The sequence below is a fragment of the Micromonospora sp. RV43 genome, assembly GCF_001029515.1.
GTDB lineage: Bacteria > Actinomycetota > Actinomycetes > Mycobacteriales > Micromonosporaceae > Micromonospora > Micromonospora aurantiaca.
Genome location: NZ_LEKG01000172.1, coordinates 1 through 17219, shown reverse-complemented (window position 1 = coordinate 17219; position 17219 = coordinate 1). Strand labels below are relative to the sequence as shown.

Genomic DNA, 17219 nt, shown 5'->3' with positions numbered 1-17219 from the left:
CGGTCGGGCCCCCGCCACCCTGGTTCACCAGCGAGAGGTAGTAGTTCCAGTTCCAGTTCGGTCCCGGGTCGGTGTGGTCGTTGCCCGGGATCTCGTTGTGCCCCTTGATGCCGGTGCGGTTCTTCGGGATGCCGTACTTGTCGCACAGGTAACGGGTCAGCGCGGCCGAGGAACGGTACATCGCGTCGGTGAACCAGGCCGGGTTGTCGACGTACCCCTCGTGCTCGATGCCGACGCCGTACGCGTTGCCCGACCGGGCGTGGTAAGCGGTGTCGCCCTCGCGGACCATCTGAGTGATCTCGCCGTTGCTGGACTTCACCACGTAGTGGGCGCTGACCCCGGCCGACGGGTTCTGGAACCAGCTGATCGTACCGGCGTACGAACCCTGGGTGACGTGGAGAATCACAGTGGTGATCCGGCTGGGCCGCCCCACGCCGTAGTTCGCTCCGTTGGCAGCCACCCACCGCGCCGGCGGGTACTCGGGCACGGCGGCGGCGAGCGTACGGGACGCGGTGCCAGCGGGCGCCACGGCGGCGTAGCGACCCCGCTCTGGCTCGACCCGGTGCGCCCGGACCGGCACCGCGCCCGGGATGCCCTGCTGCACCAGCTCGTAGATCCCGTCCGCGTACAGGCGTGCGGTGGCGTCGTCGGCCGCGCCGCCGTACCGCGCCACCACCGGGTACCAGGCGGTCACCCGGTCCCGATCCCGCGCGGTCAGCCCCTCGGCGTCGGCCAGCTCGCGCAGCACTGCCGCACCGCCGCGGATGTTCGCCGGCGTGGCGGTCTTCAGGCGCGCGACCGGCTCGCCGGTCAACTTCGCTGCCCGTTCCAGGCTGTGCTGGGCGGGGTTGCTGACCAGGTGCATCACCCCGTAGCCGTTCGCCTGGCTCGGCTTGCCGCCGTGCGCGTCGAGGCGGGACTCGCCGTAGCCGACCGCGACCAGGACGTCCCGGGGTACGTCGTACTCCTGCGCCGCCCGCACGAACGCGGCGTCCAGCGCGGTCCGGCCCGGCGGCGTCGCGGACACCGGCGCGGGCTGCACCGCGATCCCGCCGGCGAGCGCCGCGGCCAGCAGGGCGACGCCGGTGCGTCGCCGTCTCCGTCGTGTTCCGGCCACGGGGGCCTCCCATCCTGGTGTCACAGCGTCACCTCACCGGTGAGCCCGAAGTAGTCGTGCCACTTGCTGCTGGCACCGAAGGTGGTGCCGGTGGACAGGGCGACGTAGACGTCGTTCGTGGCGCCCTTGGTGAAGACGATGAGGTCGTCCTTGCCGTCGCCGTTCGCGTCGCCCAGGTAGGGGAACTCGCCCGGCAGGCAGAAGAAGTCGTGCCACTTGACGGTGGTGCCGGCGAAGCCGGTGCCGGTGGAGGTGGCGACGTAGACGTCGGCGTCGGCGTCGCAGGTGAACGTGACGACGTCGTCCTTGCCGTCGCCGTTGACGTCCCCCACCCGCGGCTGCTCGGCACCCACGGCGAACAGGTCGTGCCACTTCTGCGGCGCCCCGAACGACGTGCCGGTGGACAGCGACACGATCACGTCCGCCGCTGACGCGGGGCCCTGGGTGAAGGTGATGATGTCGTCCTTGCCGTCGCCGTTGACGTCGCCCAGGGCGGGGAACTCCCCGGCGATGGAGAAGTAGTCGTGCCACTTCACCGCCGTGCCCGAGAACGACGACCCGGTTGACAGCGCCACGTAGACGTCCGCCGTCGCGTTGTGCGTGAACGCGACGATGTCGTCCCTGCCGTCGCCGTTGACGTCACCGACGGCGGCGATCTCCGCACCGGGGGCGAACCAGTCGTGCCACCGGCCCGGCGACGTGAACGCCGACCCGTTCGACAGCGCCACGTACACGTCGCCGGTGTTGCCGTGCGCGAACGTGACGATGTCGTCGCGGCCGTCACCGTTGACGTCGCCCGTCGACGCGGTCTCCCCGCCGATGGAGAAGAAGTCGTTCCACTTCACCGACGTTCCGGCGAAGCCGGTTCCGGTCGACGTGCTCGCGTACACGTCGGCGGAGGCGTTCTGGGTGAAGGTGAGGATGTCGTCGCGGCCGTCACCGTTCACGTCCGTCGACGAGCCGCCTGCCATGCCGTGGGTACGCGCCGCCTGGTTGAGCAGCGTGCGCGCGGTCCCCGCCACCTGGTCGTACCGGTCGGGGAAGCCCGATCGCTGGACGCACTGGGCGACCTGGCCCGCCGTGTAGCCGGGGTTGTTGCGGTCGCAGGTGATCGCACGCGTGACGTACTGCGTGGTGGCGTAGACCGGGTCCATGATCTGCTCCGGCGTGCCCCAGCCGTAGTCCCAGCGCTGCTGGAACACGCCCAGGCTGGACTTGTCGCCGCAGGGCAGGTTGTTCATGTGGGACTCGACCCAGCCCGCCTCGAAGGTGGAGAGCATGACCTTGTCGTTGACGTTGTACGACCGGGCCACCCGGTAGACGATCACGGTGACGGCGGGGTCGTGGGTGGCCGGGACGGACGGGCAGGCGAGCGTGCCGATCGGTACGGCGGCGGCCGGCGCGCCGGCCGCGCCGGCCGCCGTGACGGTGCAGAGCGCGACAAGCATCGCCAGCAGATTTCGTCTCACCGTGCTCCTCGGGGGTGGGGGTGACCAGCGGCACCGGGCGAGAAATCGATTGCTGACGAGTCTCGTAGTCACTCACATCGATGTCAATAGCGGCGGCGGGACGCGATCGACCCGGTCGGAAATCGATTGCTGGACGGGTATAGGATTCCGTGCGATCTCCCGCGGTGGCGGTCTCACTCCGGTACGTCACCATCCGACGGGGGCCGGGCCGGAGCGCCCGGGCGACGACGACGGGAGCGCGATGACGACCATCTACGACGTGGCGCGTCGCGCGGGAGTGTCGCCGGCGACCGTCTCCCGTGTCCTCAACGGGCGTGCCTCGGTCGACCCGGACATGGCCGCCCGGGTACGGCAGGCCGCGCAGGACCTCGACTACCGCCCGAACGCCGTCGCGCGCAGCCTGCGCCGCAGCCGGACCAGCCTCTGGGCGGTCATCATCTCCGACATCGGGAACCCGTTCTTCACCTCGATGGTGCGCGGTGTCGAGGACGTCGCGCAGGAGGCCGGCTTCTCGGTCGTGCTCTGCAACGGCGACGAGGATCCGGAGAAGGAGGCCCGCTACGTGGCGGCGGCCCTGGCCGAGCGGATGGCCGGGGTGATCATCTCCTCGTCCGGGCGGCCGGCCCTGATCAGCCGCCTGGTGCAGGCCCGCATCCCGGTCGTGGCGATCGACAGGCAACCACGCGGCGTCGAGGTGGACACCGTGCTGGTGGACAACACCCACGGCGCCGAGCAGGCGACCGCCCATCTGGTGGGCAGCGGCTACCGGCGGATCGCCTGCATCACCGGCCCACGCCGGATCTCCACCGCCATGCAGCGGCTGCGGGGCTACCAGCGGGCGCTGAAGGCGAGCGGACGCCAGACCACCGAGGACCTGATCCGGTACGCGGACTTCCGCGAGGAGGGCGGCTACCGCGCGATGGCCTCCCTGCTGGAGACCGCCGAGCCGCCGGACGCGGTGTTCGCGGCGAACAACCTGATGACTGTGGGCGCCCTCGAGTGCCTCGTGGACAACGGCATCGGCGTGCCCGACCCGTTCGGCATCGTCGGGTTCGACGACATCCCCTGGGCGCACCTGGTCCGGCCCTCGCTGAGCACCGTCGCGCAGCCCACCTACGACCTGGGGCGCACCGCGGCCACGCTGCTGGTCGAGCGGATCGCCGACCCGGCCAAGGCACCCTCGACAGTGGTGCTCCACACCGAGCTGCGGGTACGCGAGAGCTCGGCGCCGTCGGCCGGCCGGCAGGGCCACGCGGTGGGCCGTGCCCGGTCGCGCGGCACTGCCGCCGGCTCGCTCAGATCGTGACGTCCCCGCACAGGTGCACCCGTACGCCCAGCTCGGCGAAGAGGGCGGCCTTGACCCGTAGCGCGCGGTCGGCGGTGTCGGCGTCGGGCGCGTAGACCACGTTGACGTGGTTGGCCTTGTGCCGGGCCATCAACTGGTCGCGGCCCACGCCGTGCAGCACGGCGTGCATGATCGGCCACTGCGGTGTGGTGGCGTCCAGCCGCCGCCGGGTCTCCGCCTCGGGCAGCTCCACCACCGTGCCGCGCCCGAGGTCGACGTGCAGGCCGCCGTCCATCACGAACACCCGCGACCAGACGATCTCCCCCGGCTTCGACACGCCGCTGAGCGTGCCGCCGCCGAGCGGGAAGTACATCGGCGGCTGACGCATGCTGTATGACCTGTCGTAGCCGCCGTTGTGCGACGCGGGCACCGCACCGGAGATCTCGAAGACCCAGACGAAGTGCTCGCCGTACTGCTGCCCCCAGCGGATGTCGTGCAGCGTCGTCGCCGGGTCCAGGCCCATCGCGGTCCAGATCCGGTTGGTGACCAGCGAGTCCACGGCGACGCCCTCGTCGACCTCGTTGAAGTGCGGCAGCGCGACGCCCGGGTACAGCTCCCGGGAGCCGTCCCGGCTGGTCACCGGGGGGCGTTCGATGTTGTTCAGCAGCCCCTCGGCCAGGTCGCTGGCCGGCACGGTGTCCTTGAGCCCCTGCTGGTACTGGATCCCGACGGCGTCCAGGCCGAAGTCGTCGGCGATGCGCAGCGCGGCGACGTACATGCGGCACTGGCTGAGCAGTTGGGCGTACGTCAGCTCGGTGGCCTCGTCGGTGCCGGTGTGGAACGTCATCCCGGCCGCCTCCAGCCAGGCCAGCACCGCCCGCGCCTCGGTGTCGCGCACCCGCGCCATCTCCGCCACCAGCGCGCTCTGCGACAGGCGTTCCTTGAAGACGCCGAGCGGGTTGAGCAGCTCGTCGTCGATGATGGCGTTGTACATGCCCATGCAGCCCTCGTCGAAGACGCCGATGACGGCCCGCTCGGAGACGAGCTGCCGGGCCAGCGCCACGCCGAGTTCGACCTCCTCGTCCGGCCGCAGCACAGGCAGCGGGCGTACGTGGCTCTCGTCGTGCGTCACCCGGCCGGTCTCCAGCCACTTCTTCAGGCCGTCGCGCGCCCACTCGTCGGTGAAGTCCTCGCTCCACAGCGTCGAGTACCGCACGCCCGCCTTGGTGAGGCTGCCGGCGAGGTTGAGCAGGCCCACCAGGCCGGGGTACTCGCCGCTCCAGTTCGCCACCAGCAGGATCGGCCCGCGGTGGGCGCGCAGCCCGGCCAGCACGTGGTGGCTGTACTGCCAGACCGCCTCCACCACGACGAGCGGCACGTCGGCCGGGATGCTCCGGAAGACCTCGATCCCGGCGCGCTGGCTGTCGATGAAGCCGTGTCCTTTGCCCGGGTCGACGTCGTGACCGCGCCGGACGTGCCAGCCGAGCGCGGTGACCGCGGCGGTGAGGTCGGCTTCGAGCTGCCGCTGGGTGGGCCAGCAGGTGACGTTCGCGCTCAGCCGCAGGTCACCGCTGGCGACTGTGTAGACGGTGCGGGGCGGGGCGGCCGGGCGCTCGACCGGCACGGGCAGTGTGTAACGGGTCACGGGGCAGCTCCCTCGGCGGGCGGACGGTGGGTGGAGCGGAACGCGTCCGGCAGGCGTTCCTGCCGGGCCGCAAGGGCGTGAACCACAGATCGGCTACCGGCGTACAGCTCGCGGTAGAGCCGGTACAGCTCGTCGTAGTCGGCGGCGGGTTCGGGTCGTGGCCGCCGCACCCCGGCGATCGGGTTCCACGTCTCGATCGAGACGTCCATCACGGTCCGGGCGGCCAGGAAGGCGCCGCCGTAGCTGGCGCCGATGGTCTGCGCCGGGATCTGCTGTTCCCGGCCGGTGATGTCGGAGACGATCTGGGTCCAGAGCCCGCCCCGGGTGCCGCCGCCGACCGCGACGATCCGGCGGATGTCGCCGCCGGCCGCCTCGATCGTCTCGATGTTGTGCCGTACCGCCAGCCCGGTCGCCTCCAGCGCCGCCCGGTAGATGTCGCCGGGGCCGTGCGAGAGGGTGAGACCGGCGATCAGGCCGCGGGCCCGGGGATCGAGGATCGGCGTGCGTTCCCCGGCGAAGAACGGCAGCATCAGCAACCCGCGGGCACCGGCGCCGGAGCGTTCGGCGAGGCGGAGCAGCTCGGTGTGGTCGGTGCCCGCCACCAGGTCGCGTAGCCAGCCGGTGATCGCGCCGGAGGTCGCCATCCCGCCGGCCAGGTTGCGGGTGCCCGGCAGCGCGCCGACGGTGCCCCACAGCGACGGGCTGGTCAGCCGGTGCGGCACGGTGTGCACGAGGAACATGGTGGTGCCGTACATGAGCATCAGGTCGCCCACGCCCTGCGCACCCACGCTCAACGCCTCCGACCAGGCGTCAATCGTGCCCGCCACCACCGGAACGCCCTCCGGCAGGCCGGTCTCGGCGGCGGCCCCGGCCGTCACCTCACCGGCCACGTCGCCGGGCCAGCACAGTGGCGGAAGCTCCAGTCCGGGTGCGAACGGGTCGATCCACGGCCGGTACCAGTCCTGGGCCTCGGTGTCGTAGAACGGCGTGCACTGGCTTGCCGAGTGGTGATCGAGCAGGTAGCGACCGGTGAGCCGGTAGGCCAGCCACGAACTGGGCATGAACAGCCGGCGGGCACGGGCGAACAGTTCCGGTTCGGTGTCGGCCACCCACGCGATCTTCGGGCCCGCCGCCTGGCTGGACAGCGCCGACCCGCACCGCTGGATGATCTCGTCGGCGCCGAACCGCTCGTTCATCCGCTCGATCTGCTCCCCGGCGCGGGTATCCACGCCGTAGAGGACGGCCGGGCGCAGTGGAGTGCCGCCGGCGTCGGTGAGCAGCACGCACGGACCCATGCCGCTCACCCCGACCGCGCACACCCGGACGTCACCCGGAGCCAGCAGATCCCGGCTGAGGGCGACGAACTCCCGCCACCAGATCCGGCCGTCCATCTCGGCCCGGCCAGGGCCGGGCCGGTCGACCCGGTGCTCCAGGACCCGGGCCCGGACCAACCGCCCGTCGGGGTCGACGAGAACCCCCTTGCTGCTCGACGTGCCAATGTCCACGCCGAGCACCACCGGCGCCGCCCGCCGCACGCTCGCGCTGCGCATCCCGGCCCCCGCGCTCAGAGGCCACCGAGCTTCGCGTACGCCTCGGCGGCGTTCTCCCTGGTGATCCGCATGGTGCCCAGCGTGGTGGTACGCGGGACGTCCTCGGCGCAGTCGACGAGGATCTTCCGGGCCAGCTCGACCGCCTCCCGGCCGCCGGTGGCGTACTGGAACGTGGCGGCGAGGCGGCCCTGCTCGACGGCCTTGATCCCGCCGGAGGGCACCGGCAGCGCGTCGATGCCGGTGAACTTGATCCGCTGCGCCTTGCCCGCCGACTTCGCGGCGAGGTAGGCGCCCTCGGCCATCGGGTCGTTGTGCGCGTAGATCGCGGACACGTCCGGGTGGGCCTTGATCAGCGCGTCCGCCACCGACTGTCCCTTCTCCCGCAGCCAGTCGCCGGGCTGGGAGGCGACGATCTGGATCTTCGGGTTGGCGGCGATGCCGTCGCGGAAGCCCTGCGCGCGCTCGGCGGCGGGGGTCGAGCCGGGCAGCCCGGCGATCTCGATCACCTTGCCGCCGTCGGGCAGCAGCGTCGTGGCGTAGAACTCGCCGGCCGCCTTGCCGATCGCCACGTTGTCGCCACCGATGAACGCGGTGTACGCCTCCCCCTCGACCTTGCGGTCCAGCACGATCACCGGCACGCCCTGGTCGTACGCCTTCTTCACCACAGCGGTGAGCGGCTTGGCCTCGTTCGGCGAGATGATCAGCAGGTTGATCTTCTGGGTGAGGAAGTTCTCCACGTCGGCGACCTGCTTGCTGTTGTCCTGGGCGGCGTCGGAGACCACGACGCGGAAGCCGGGCACCGACTTCGCCGCCGTCTGCACGTCGTTGTTCATCACCTGCCGGTACGGCTCGGCGTTGTTGGCCTGGGACATGCCGATCAGGAAGTCCTTGCCGGCGCCGCAGGCGCGGGCCCGCCCGGCGTCGTCGGACGGCTTCTCGACGCTGCACCCCGTCGTGATCGCCAGCGCGCCGGTGACCAGCAGCGCGAGCAGTGTGGTTCGCTTGTCCATCGGGTGGCTCCTCGGAGTCGGTTCGGTCAGGCGATGCCGCGGCGCAGCTTCTGCAGCGCCGCCGCGAGCACGATCACCAGTCCTTTGATCAGCAGCTGGACGTTGGCGTCGATGTTGTTGAGCGCGAGGATGTTGTTGAGGATGCCGAGCAGCAGCGCGCCGGCCAGGGTGCCGCCCATCGAGCCGGAGCCGCCGGCCAGGCTGGTGCCGCCGATGACGACAGCGGCGATCGCGTCCAGCTCGTATCCGGCGCCGTCGTTCGGGCTGCCCTGGTTGAGCTGTCCCGCGTGCACCACTCCGGCCACCGCCGCCAGGAGGCCGGCGACGGCGAACACGGCGACCTTGACCCGCGTCACCGGCACACCGGAGAGCCGGGCCGCCTTCTCGTTGCCGCCGATCGCGCAGACGTGCCGGGCGAACGCCGTCGTCCGCAGCACCACCACAGCGGCCACCCCGATCAGGACGAACAGCACCGCCGGCACCGGGAGCACGCCGTTTATCGAGCCGTTCAGCAGTTCGAAGGCGGGCGGCGCCTCCTGGGGTCCGTCGCCGTAGGCGATCGGGATGCCGAGGCCGCCGGACCAGATCCGGGCGATGCCCCGGGCGACCTGGAGACCGGCCAGTGTCACGATGAACGACTGGATGCCGAGGCGGGCCACGGCGTACCCCTGGAGCGCGCCGAACAGCACGCCGATCGCGAGCACGGCGGCGACGGCGGGCAGGATGCCGAGTCCGGAGTCGACCATGAGCGTCGCGGTGCCGACGGCCGACAGGCCGAGGATCGCCCCGACCGACAGGTCGATGCCGCCCAGCAGGACGACGAACGTCATCCCGATCGCGATGATGCCGATCTCCGACACCGCGCGGACGATGTTCCCCAGGTTGCCGGCGGTGAGGAAGAGGATCTCGCCGTCGCGGCGCGGTGAGGCGAGGATCGCCACGACGAAGATCACGAGCAGCGCGAAGAGACTCTGCACCGCGAAGAGCCGGTCGGCGAGTTCCCGGCGGCTGCGCGGCCGACGCAGCCAGTGGGCCGTCGCGCCGCGCAGTCCGGCCGTACCGGCGGCGGGCGGCGCCCCGGTCACGGCCGGCTCGGGCGGCGGCACTCGGGTGTCGGTCATCGGTCGTCCCTTCCGGCGGCCGGGCCGCCCATCGCCGCCGCGAGGATGTCCTCGCCGGTGCAGCCGCCGGTGGCGAGGTCGGCCACGGCCCGGCCACGGCGCAGCACCACCACCCGGTCGCAGACGCCGAGCAGCTCGGGCAGTTCCGAGGAGGCGAGCAGGATGCCCATGCCGTCGCCGGCGAGCCGGCGCAGCAGCCGGTAGATCTCCGCCTTCGCCCCGATGTCGACGCCGCGGGTCGGCTCGTCCAGCAGGAGCAGCCGCGGCTCGGTGAGCAGGTGCCGGGCGAAGACCACCTTCTGCTGGTTGCCACCGGAGAGCGCGCCGACCGGCGTGGCCGCCGACGCCGTCTTGATCGCCAGGTCGGTGACCGACCGCGCGACGGCCGCCCGTTCCCGGCGTCGGCTGACGATCCCGGCCGTGGTCAGCCTGGACAGGGCGGCCAGCACGATGCTCCGGCCGACCGGGTGGTCCAGGACGAGCGCGGAGCGGCGCCGGTCCTCCGGGACGAAGCCGACGCCGGCCCGCAGTGCCGCGCGGGGGCGGCGCGGCGCGTACGGGCGGCCGGCCAGCAGCACCGCGCCGGTGCGGCGACCCGCGGACCCGGCGCCGAACAGGGTCTCCAGCAGTTCGGTACGTCCCGCGCCCATCAGCCCGGCCAGGCCGACGATCTCGCCGGCCCGCACGGTCAGGCTGACGCCGTCCGGCTCGCAGCGGCCGAGCCGGGGCGTCCGGGGCCGCACGGCCAGGTCGGTGACACGCAGCAGCGGGCCGCCGCCGGCGGATCCGGGCGGCGGGCCGGGAGCGCCGGCCGTTTCCGCCGGGGCGGGCTCGAACAGCGACGCGGCCCGGCCGCCGACCATCATCGCCACGATCCGCCGCCGGTCCATCCGGCCGGCCGGTACGACACCGGCGACGGAACCGTTGCGCAGCACCGTCGCGCGGTCCGCGACGACCTCGATCTCCTCCATCCGGTGGGAGATGTAGACGACGCCGACGCCCCGGCGGCGCAGGCCGCCGATTGTGGTGAACAGCCGCCGTACCTCCCCGTCGGCGAGCGCGGCCGTCGGCTCGTCCATGACGAGTACGCGGGCGTCCAGGGCGAGCGCCTTGGCGATCTCGACGAGTTGCTGCTCGCCGACGCGCAGCGAGCCCACCGGGCGGCGCGGGTCGATGTCTGCGCCGAGCCGGTCCAGGTGCTCGCGCGCGGTGCGGCCCGCGGCCCGCCGGTCGACTGTGCGCAGCCGGGTCCGGGGCTCCCGCCCGAGCACGAGGTTGTCGGCCACCGAGAGGGCGGGCACCAGGTCGAGTTCCTGGTGGATGGTCGCGATCCCGGCGGCCTGGGCGGCGGCCGGGCCGGTGAACCGTACCGGCGTCCCGTCGACTGCGACTTCTCCGTCGTAGTCGGTGATCACGCCGGAGAGGATGTTGATCAGGGTGGACTTGCCCGCGCCGTTCTCGCCCAGCAGCGCGTGCACCTCGCCCGCCCGTACGTCGAAGTCGACGCCGTCGAGGGCCGTCACGCCGCCGAACCGCTTGGCCACTCCGGTTGCCGCGACCACCACCCGGCCGCTCGGGCCGGGCGCGTCGCGGGTGTCCACGCCGGTCACGGGATCGCGTTGATCGCGGTGTGCGCGGCGTCGGCGAACTGCACGTCCCGCCGGACCCCGCTCGCGGTCAGACGCCAGGTGCCGCCCGCGTACTGGCCCGGCGCCCAGGACAGGCCGCCGGAGCGCCACAGCGGCTGCCAGGCCGCCATCGCGTGGCCGGCGTCGTACCAGGTGTTGTCGCCGCGCCAGGCCGACCCCCACCGGTGCGCCGCGACCACCGAGAGCCCGTCGCCGGTGCTCATCGTCCAGCGGGGCATGCCGGTGACGTCACCTGTCGGCCGCGCCTCCACCGCCGGGTCGCCGACCAGCGGGGACGCGCCGTCGATGTTGAACGCCACCTCCCACACCGCTGCGGTCGGCCACCCGTTCACCGACCAGGTGACGTCGCTCTGCAACCCAGGGCCGGTCCACCGGGGCGTCACGGTGAGCAGCCAGTCGGCGGTGACCGGCTCGTCGCCGAACGGGATGCCGACCAGGTTGATCCGGGAGCCGTCGGCGGACACGTCGACCCGGGCCGGCGCTCCGGCCCGGTCGGTCACGTCGAACCGGCCGACGGCGAGGTACGGCCCGGTGCCCCGGTGCGACGAGTCGAGCGCGGGACGGTGATTGCCGGCCCCGGCCGGGTCGACGGCCAGCTCGGCGATCCGGGCGCTGGGCCAGGTGCGCACGTCGGCGCGCAGGAAACCGGTGGTCACCGTCCAGCCGCGCGCCACCACGCCGGTCGACCAGGTCAGCGGCGCCAGCCAGAGCCCGCCCTGACCCCAGCCGGCGTGGGTCAGGTACCAGTTCGAGCCGTCCACCACGACCTCGGCGGCGTGCGCGTCCAGCACCGTCACCTTCTCCGCGCCGTCGAAGCGCAGCGGGTCGCGGCTGCGGTAGACGGCCGTGCGCCGGTACGCGGCGCCGTAGTCTGTGCCGTCGCAGCAGACGAACAGGTACCACCACTCCCCCCGGCGCACCACGAACGGCGACTCCGTCTGCCCGCCCGCCCGGCCGGTGTGCGGCGAGGTGTACGCGATCGCGCGGCCGCTCCACGAGCGCAGGTCGGTGCTGGTCCGGTACGCCACGACATGGTTGCCGCCGGACGGGCTCGACGTGGCCGTGTAGTACATGACCCAGCGGTCGCCGACCCGGGTCACCATCGGGTCGCGGCCCTCCCATCCGTCGATGAACAGCGGGTTGGCGGAGCTTCGGGTCCAGGTGAACAGGTCGGTCGAGGTGGCCAGGTGCATGCGGTACCGGGCGTAGTCCGGGTTACCGGCCGCGTAGAACATGTGGTAGACGCCGTTGTGGTGGACGACGTGCGGGGCCCAGATCCACTGCTCCCCGGCCCCGGGGTCGGCGGCCAGCGCCACCGGCCGTTTCGTCCACGGGCCGGTCGGGGTGGGCGCGGTGGCGTGCCCGAAGACCTTCTCGTCCTGCGGCGCACCGGGTTCGGCGTGGGTGATGCCGAACAGGTGCCACACGCCGGTCTGCTCGTGCCGCACCAGCGTGTGGTCGTTGTAGTACCAGGTCGTCGACTCCCCGGCGCTCGGGTCGTAGACGCGTGTGGACGTGCCCCGCGCCGGTGTCTCACCGAGCGTCTCGTACGGCGTGGTGGTGACCGCCGCGAGCGGGCCGACGCGACGCAGCGTCACCGTGTCCAGCCCGGCGAAGAAGCCGGTGGAGGACGCGGACCGGCCGGTCACCGTGACGGTGAGGCGGTGGGTGCCGGCCGTCAGCGACACCGAGCCCAGCGGCACCGCCCCGGTGCGCTGCACCGCGCCCGCGTACCCGTCGAAGAGCTGGCCGACCGCCACCCCGTCGACGGCGAAGCGCAGCGTGCCGTAGTCGCCGGCCCGGGTGAGGACCGCGCCGAGGTCGTACTGCCCGGCCGGCAGCGACGGCAGCGTGAGCGTCACCGCGTCACCGGCGCGGGCGCCCCGGAACCACAGTTGCCGTCCGCCGGACCAGCTCACCCCGCAGCAGTCGGCCTGCGCGCCGACCGGCGCGGTGGCGGAGACGACGGCGAGCGACTCGGCCTCGAACCGGACCGGGTCGTCGGCCGCTGCCGGTCCGGCCGGGACCGCCACCAGAGCCACCCCGAGCAGGAGCGCCGCGAGGGCACGCCGGGCGCGCATCACGACACGCTCGGGCGGGGCAGGTCGGTGCCGGGGGCGAACCGGTCGTGCCAGCGGTTGCCCGGTGGCCCGAATCCACCGCCGGTGGAGAGCGAGACGAACACGTCGGCGGTCAGGCCCCTGGTGAACGCGACCACGTCGGCCCGCCCGTCGCCGTTGAAGTCCCCCACCCCGGGCAGCTCGTCGCCGAAGGCGAAGTGGTCGTGCCACTTCCAGGAGCTCTGCACGAAGCGGGTGCCGTCGGAGAGCGACACGAACACGTCGCCGGTCGTACCCCTGGTGAACGTCACGATGTCGTCCCGCCCGTCCCCGTCCACGTCGCCCACCGCCGGCAGCTCGTCGCCGGCGGCGAAGCTGTCGTGCCACTTCCAGCCGTCCTCCACGAAGCGGGTGCCGTCGGAGAGCGACACGAACACGTCGCCGGTCGTACCCCTGGTGAACGTCACGATGTCGTCCCGCCCGTCCCCGTCCACGTCGCCCACCGCCGGGAACTCGTCGCCGAGCGCGAAGTGGTCGTGCCACTTGACGCCGGGTCCGAAGCCGGAGCCGGTGGAGAGCGCCACGTAGACGTCGGCGGCGGCGCCGCGGGTGAACGTGATGATGTCGGCGCGGCCGTCGCCGTTGACGTCGCCGACCGCCGGGATCTCGGCGCCGACGGCGAAGAAGTCGTGCCACTTGACGCCCGCGGAGTAGCCGGAGCCGGTGGAGAGCCCGACGTAGACGTCGGCGCTGTCGCCACGGGTGAACGTGATGACATCCGCGCGGCCGTCGCCGTTGACGTCGCCGGTGAGCGGCACCTCCGCGCCGACCGCGAAGAAGTCGTTCCAGGGCCGGCTGTCCGGCACGAACCGGGTGCCGTCGGAGAGCGACGTGAACACGTCGGCGGTGGCGCCGCGGGTGAAGTCGACGGCGTCGTCGCGGCGGTCGCCGTTGGCGTCGCTGGTGTTGCGGGTACGGGTGGTGGCCGACACCTCGGCCGAGGGCGCGGCGGCGTTGCCCGAACCGTCGACGGCAACGATCCGGTAGTAGCGGGTCTGCGCGGCCGGCAGCGGACCGTGCCGGAACGTGGTGGCACGTGTGGTGCCGACCAGGTTGGCGGCGGTGATCGCCACCCCCGGGTTCCGGGACGCGTAGACGCGGTAGGAGACCACGCCGACGTCGTCGGCGGAGGGGGACCAGGTCAGGCCCAGCGCGTGCACGCGCCCGCCGGCCAGGGCGAGACCGGCGACCGGGGCCGGGGCGACGGTGTCGGTGAACGGCGCGATCATGCTGTCGGCCAGGTATCGGGCGGCGGTCCAGGCCGGCGCGCCGCTCGCCGGGGTGAGCTGGACGGTCACCGCCGAGCGGCCCGCCGTCAGCGCCGCGGGCAGGACGAACTCGTCGGCCAGCCAGCGCTGCCTGTCGTTGCCCAGCGGCTGGAGCCACACCCCGGCCGGTGTGCCGTCCACCGACACGGCCGCCTGCTGGTAGCCACCGGCCTGGTCACCGTGGCGGCGCAGCCGTACCCCCTGGTTGGCCGGGTCGATCGCCAGCCGGAAGCGGACCGGGGCGGTGGTGGCGCGGACCTGGCCGGTCTGCGGGACGTTGTCGTCGTCGCCCTCGAAGGCGGCGGTGAGCGCGGTCTGGGTCGCCGCGGAGTCGGTGTACGCGTGCGCGGCGCGGCTGGCGGCGTCGCCGGTGACGACGGCGTCGGTCCGGCGCGTGGTGACGGTGCGCTGGGTGTAGAGGAACGCGGTCGAGGCGTACTCGGCGGGCATGTCGTTGGCCGGTCCGTGCTCGATGCCGAAGCGCAGCGCGGTGCCGTACGCCACCGCGTCGCCGATCATCAGCCGGTAGGCGGCGTCGCACTCGTCGGCGCATCCGCCGCCGCGGACCAGGTGCGCGGTGTTGCCGGTGAAGACGCCGCTGTACTCGCCGCGGTTGAAGTACCAGCCCGACTCGTAGAAGTCCTCGGTGCCGGTGCCGTAGATCTGCGGCGTGGGCGAGCCGTCCACGTGCACCCGCTCGTCGCCCTCCAGGTAGTTGCGGGTGTTGCCGCCGATGATGTGGCCCCGCATGGTCTGCGAGACGCCGACGAACCGGCCCCGGCCGGACTGGTCGGCGATGATCCAGTCCGCGCCGCCGACCGTCTCGGCGCGGCGTGACTGGGTGGTGAAGTAACCGGCGCTGCCATCGGCGGCGAGCCGGGACGTCCACTCGGCGCCGGGCGCCGACGTCACCTCGACCTCGACGCCGCCGACTGCGGTGCCCGTCGTGTTGACGAGCGTCACGGCGGCGGCGGTGCGGAACGGCATCGGCCACCATGCGCTGTACCAGCCGCCCGGCGCGGAGTCCATGGCGAACATCAGCGACCGTACGGTGCGCTCGCCCAGCCCGGCGCCGAAGAACTCGCCGACCGGGCTGTCCACTGTCGTACGTCCGTCGAACGTCATCCGCAGCCGCAGCCCGGCGAGCGTCGGCGCCCCGGCCGCGGCGTCCGGTACGCGCAGCCGCAGCGCGGTGATCGCGCGCGGCCCGGTCAGGGCGGCCAGTGACACCTGCCCCTGCGCCGGGGCGGTGACTGTGGCGCGGATGGTGGCGGCGCCGGCCTGGGCGGGCTTCGGGTCGCGGGTGCCAGCGGCGCGCAGCAGCGCGACCACGTCGCTGGCCGGGTCGGCCGGATCGAACCGGGACACCCCTGCCGCGTCGGCGAAGGTGCGGTAGGTGACGTGATGGAACAGCGGGTTGTGCTGGGTGGTGATCCGCATGGACTCCCGGTAGGGCATGGGCACCTTGACCGTGACGCCGCCCGACGTCTGGTCGGCGTTGCTGACGAGTGGCGCGACGAACGGGCTGCCGAGCCGCCCGTCCACCAGGTCCTGGAGGTCGGCCTGGACGACCACGACGCCGTCGAGTTCGACGCGGATCCAGCCGGTGGCGCGGACGTCGCCCTCGTCGCGGGTGAACCAGATCGACTGCACCTCGCCCGGGCCGCGCGCCTCGGCGATCACGCATCCGCCGCTCTGGCGCAGGCAGGACCAGGTGCCGACGAAGCCGTCGTCGTTGGAGCCGTCGCGGCCGAAGCTGGAGAACTGGTGGGTACGGGTGCCGGCGGCCAACTCCGGCAGGCGGTCGAGCCGGCGGTAGGCGTCCCAGCCGATCGGCCCCTTGTCGTCGGCGACGGCGGGAGCGGGAGCGGACGCCGACGTGGCGGCCGGCGCGGCGGCGGGAGCGGGAGCGGACGCCGACGTGGCGGCCGGCGCGGCGGCGGACGAGGTCGCGGGCACGGCAACGGCCAGCAGCGCGGCTGCTGCGGCGCCGGCCCAACGGCCGATGCGAAGCCTCATCGGTGTCCCTTCCGAGCAGCCGTAGGAGTCTGAGAAATCGATTGCTGGCGAGTTAACTTCGAGGCTTCCACGGTTGTCAATACTTGCGCCCGGCTTTCCCTCCGGGGCAGGAATCTTCGCGGCGTGTCGGCCCGCACGCCGCGCAGCCAGGCCGGGCGGAAGCGACGCTGAAGGAAGTTTTCCGCCGGCCCGAACCACCCCGGCGGGTATTGACAGGCTCCGAAGTATGCGGTTTCACTTCTCCTCAGCGCCACCGTCCCGCCGATCGGGACGCCAGCCGCCCCTCTCTCCGACGCGAACTGCCAGGGCCCGCCCATCGGCGACACCGGCCCCTGGCCTGACGCGCCCACGTGCCGCTCCGACAGTGCATCCCTCTTCCGACGAGGAGTCACCGCATGCCCAGATTCCCGAAACGTGCCGCCCGGCGCGCCCTCGTCGCGCTGCTCACCCTGGCCGCGGCCATCCTCACCGCGGTGACGGTCGCCCCGTCACCGGCACTCGCCGCGCCCAACTTCAAGGCACCGTTCCCCTGCGGGCAGCGGTGGACGTACAGCCACCACAGCGCCGAGGTGCGGCAGGCGCTGGACTTCGTCCGCGCCGACGGCGGTGTCACAGGCGGTACGCCCCAGATGGCGTCCGCCGCCGGAGTGGCCCGCCGCTACTCGCAGCCCAGCGGCGCCGGCAACTACATCGTCATCGACCACGGCGGCGGATGGACCACCTACTACTTCCACCTCAGCGCCTACTCGGTGCCCGACGGCGCCTACGTGCAGCAGGGCCAGCAGATCGGGATCACCGGCAGCACCGGCAACTCCTCCGGCGCGCACGTGCACTACGAGCAGCTCTACAACGGCGTCGGCCAGGTCATCTCGATCAACGGCGTCTCGCTCGCGCCGTATCCCGGCCAGTACAACCAGCGGTTCCTGGTCAGCGACAACTGCGGCACGCCACCGCCGCCGCCCGCGC

At 72.8% G+C, this 17219-nt stretch carries 11 protein-coding genes; 2 read left to right on the top strand and 9 right to left on the bottom strand.

The window, feature by feature from the left end; genetic code table 11:
* Both ABD52_RS30335 and ABD52_RS30330 read right to left on the bottom strand, forming a co-directional pair.
* Positions 1 to 1117: N-acetylmuramoyl-L-alanine amidase (locus ABD52_RS30335; protein ID WP_187690856.1), on the bottom strand; the 1117-nt coding region annotated here is incomplete at its 3' end.
* Between the two features lie 20 nt (positions 1118 to 1137).
* A complete protein-coding gene (locus ABD52_RS30330) occupies positions 1138 to 2586 on the bottom strand; it encodes a VCBS repeat-containing protein (protein ID WP_053065515.1) in 1449 nt (482 codons plus the stop codon).
* A gap of 241 nt (positions 2587 to 2827) precedes the next feature.
* Between ABD52_RS30330 and ABD52_RS30325 the strand changes: the two genes are divergently transcribed.
* Positions 2828 to 3892: a LacI family DNA-binding transcriptional regulator gene (locus tag ABD52_RS30325; RefSeq protein ID WP_047894016.1), complete on the top strand. Its 1065-nt coding sequence runs from the start codon at positions 2828 to 2830 to the stop codon at positions 3890 to 3892.
* Here the strand turns inward: ABD52_RS30325 and ABD52_RS30320 are convergent.
* From ABD52_RS30320 to ABD52_RS37925, 7 genes are read right to left on the bottom strand one after another with little or no spacing between them, the layout of a single operon-like run.
* Positions 3882 to 5516 (bottom strand): fucose isomerase, encoded by a 1635-nt coding sequence (locus ABD52_RS30320; RefSeq protein ID WP_047894015.1) that lies wholly within the window; start codon positions 5514 to 5516, stop codon positions 3882 to 3884. The genes ABD52_RS30325 and ABD52_RS30320 overlap by 11 nt on opposite strands.
* Complete coding sequence (locus ABD52_RS30315) at positions 5513 to 7066, bottom strand: FGGY-family carbohydrate kinase (protein ID WP_013476122.1); 1554 nt, start codon at positions 7064 to 7066, stop codon at positions 5513 to 5515. Before ABD52_RS30315 ends, ABD52_RS30320 begins: the two co-directional genes overlap by 4 nt.
* A 14-nt stretch (positions 7067 to 7080) precedes the next feature.
* Positions 7081 to 8076: a substrate-binding domain-containing protein gene (locus ABD52_RS30310; RefSeq protein WP_013476121.1), complete on the bottom strand. Its 996-nt coding sequence runs from the start codon at positions 8074 to 8076 to the stop codon at positions 7081 to 7083.
* Positions 8077 to 8102: 26 nt separating this feature from the next.
* On the bottom strand, positions 8103 to 9197 hold the full coding sequence (locus ABD52_RS30305) for an ABC transporter permease (RefSeq protein ID WP_030504767.1): 1095 nt from the start codon (positions 9195 to 9197) through the stop codon (positions 8103 to 8105).
* Positions 9194 to 10798 (bottom strand): sugar ABC transporter ATP-binding protein, encoded by a 1605-nt coding sequence (locus tag ABD52_RS30300; protein WP_200905266.1) that lies wholly within the window; start codon positions 10796 to 10798, stop codon positions 9194 to 9196. Before ABD52_RS30300 ends, ABD52_RS30305 begins: the two co-directional genes overlap by 4 nt.
* A gap of 5 nt (positions 10799 to 10803) precedes the next feature.
* The gene (locus ABD52_RS30295; protein ID WP_047894014.1) at positions 10804 to 12927 is read right to left on the bottom strand and encodes a family 43 glycosylhydrolase; all 2124 of its coding nucleotides are present in this window, start codon (positions 12925 to 12927) and stop codon (positions 10804 to 10806) included.
* A complete protein-coding gene (locus ABD52_RS37925) occupies positions 12927 to 16253 on the bottom strand; it encodes a DUF2961 domain-containing protein (RefSeq protein WP_047894013.1) in 3327 nt (1108 codons plus the stop codon). The genes ABD52_RS30295 and ABD52_RS37925 overlap by 1 nt, the downstream gene beginning before the upstream one ends.
* 395 nt (positions 16254 to 16648) lie before the next feature.
* Between ABD52_RS37925 and ABD52_RS30285 the strand changes: the two genes are divergently transcribed.
* Positions 16649 to 17219, top strand: a 571-nt coding sequence (locus ABD52_RS30285; protein ID WP_047894012.1) for a M23 family metallopeptidase, incomplete at its 3' end; no start/stop codon positions are given.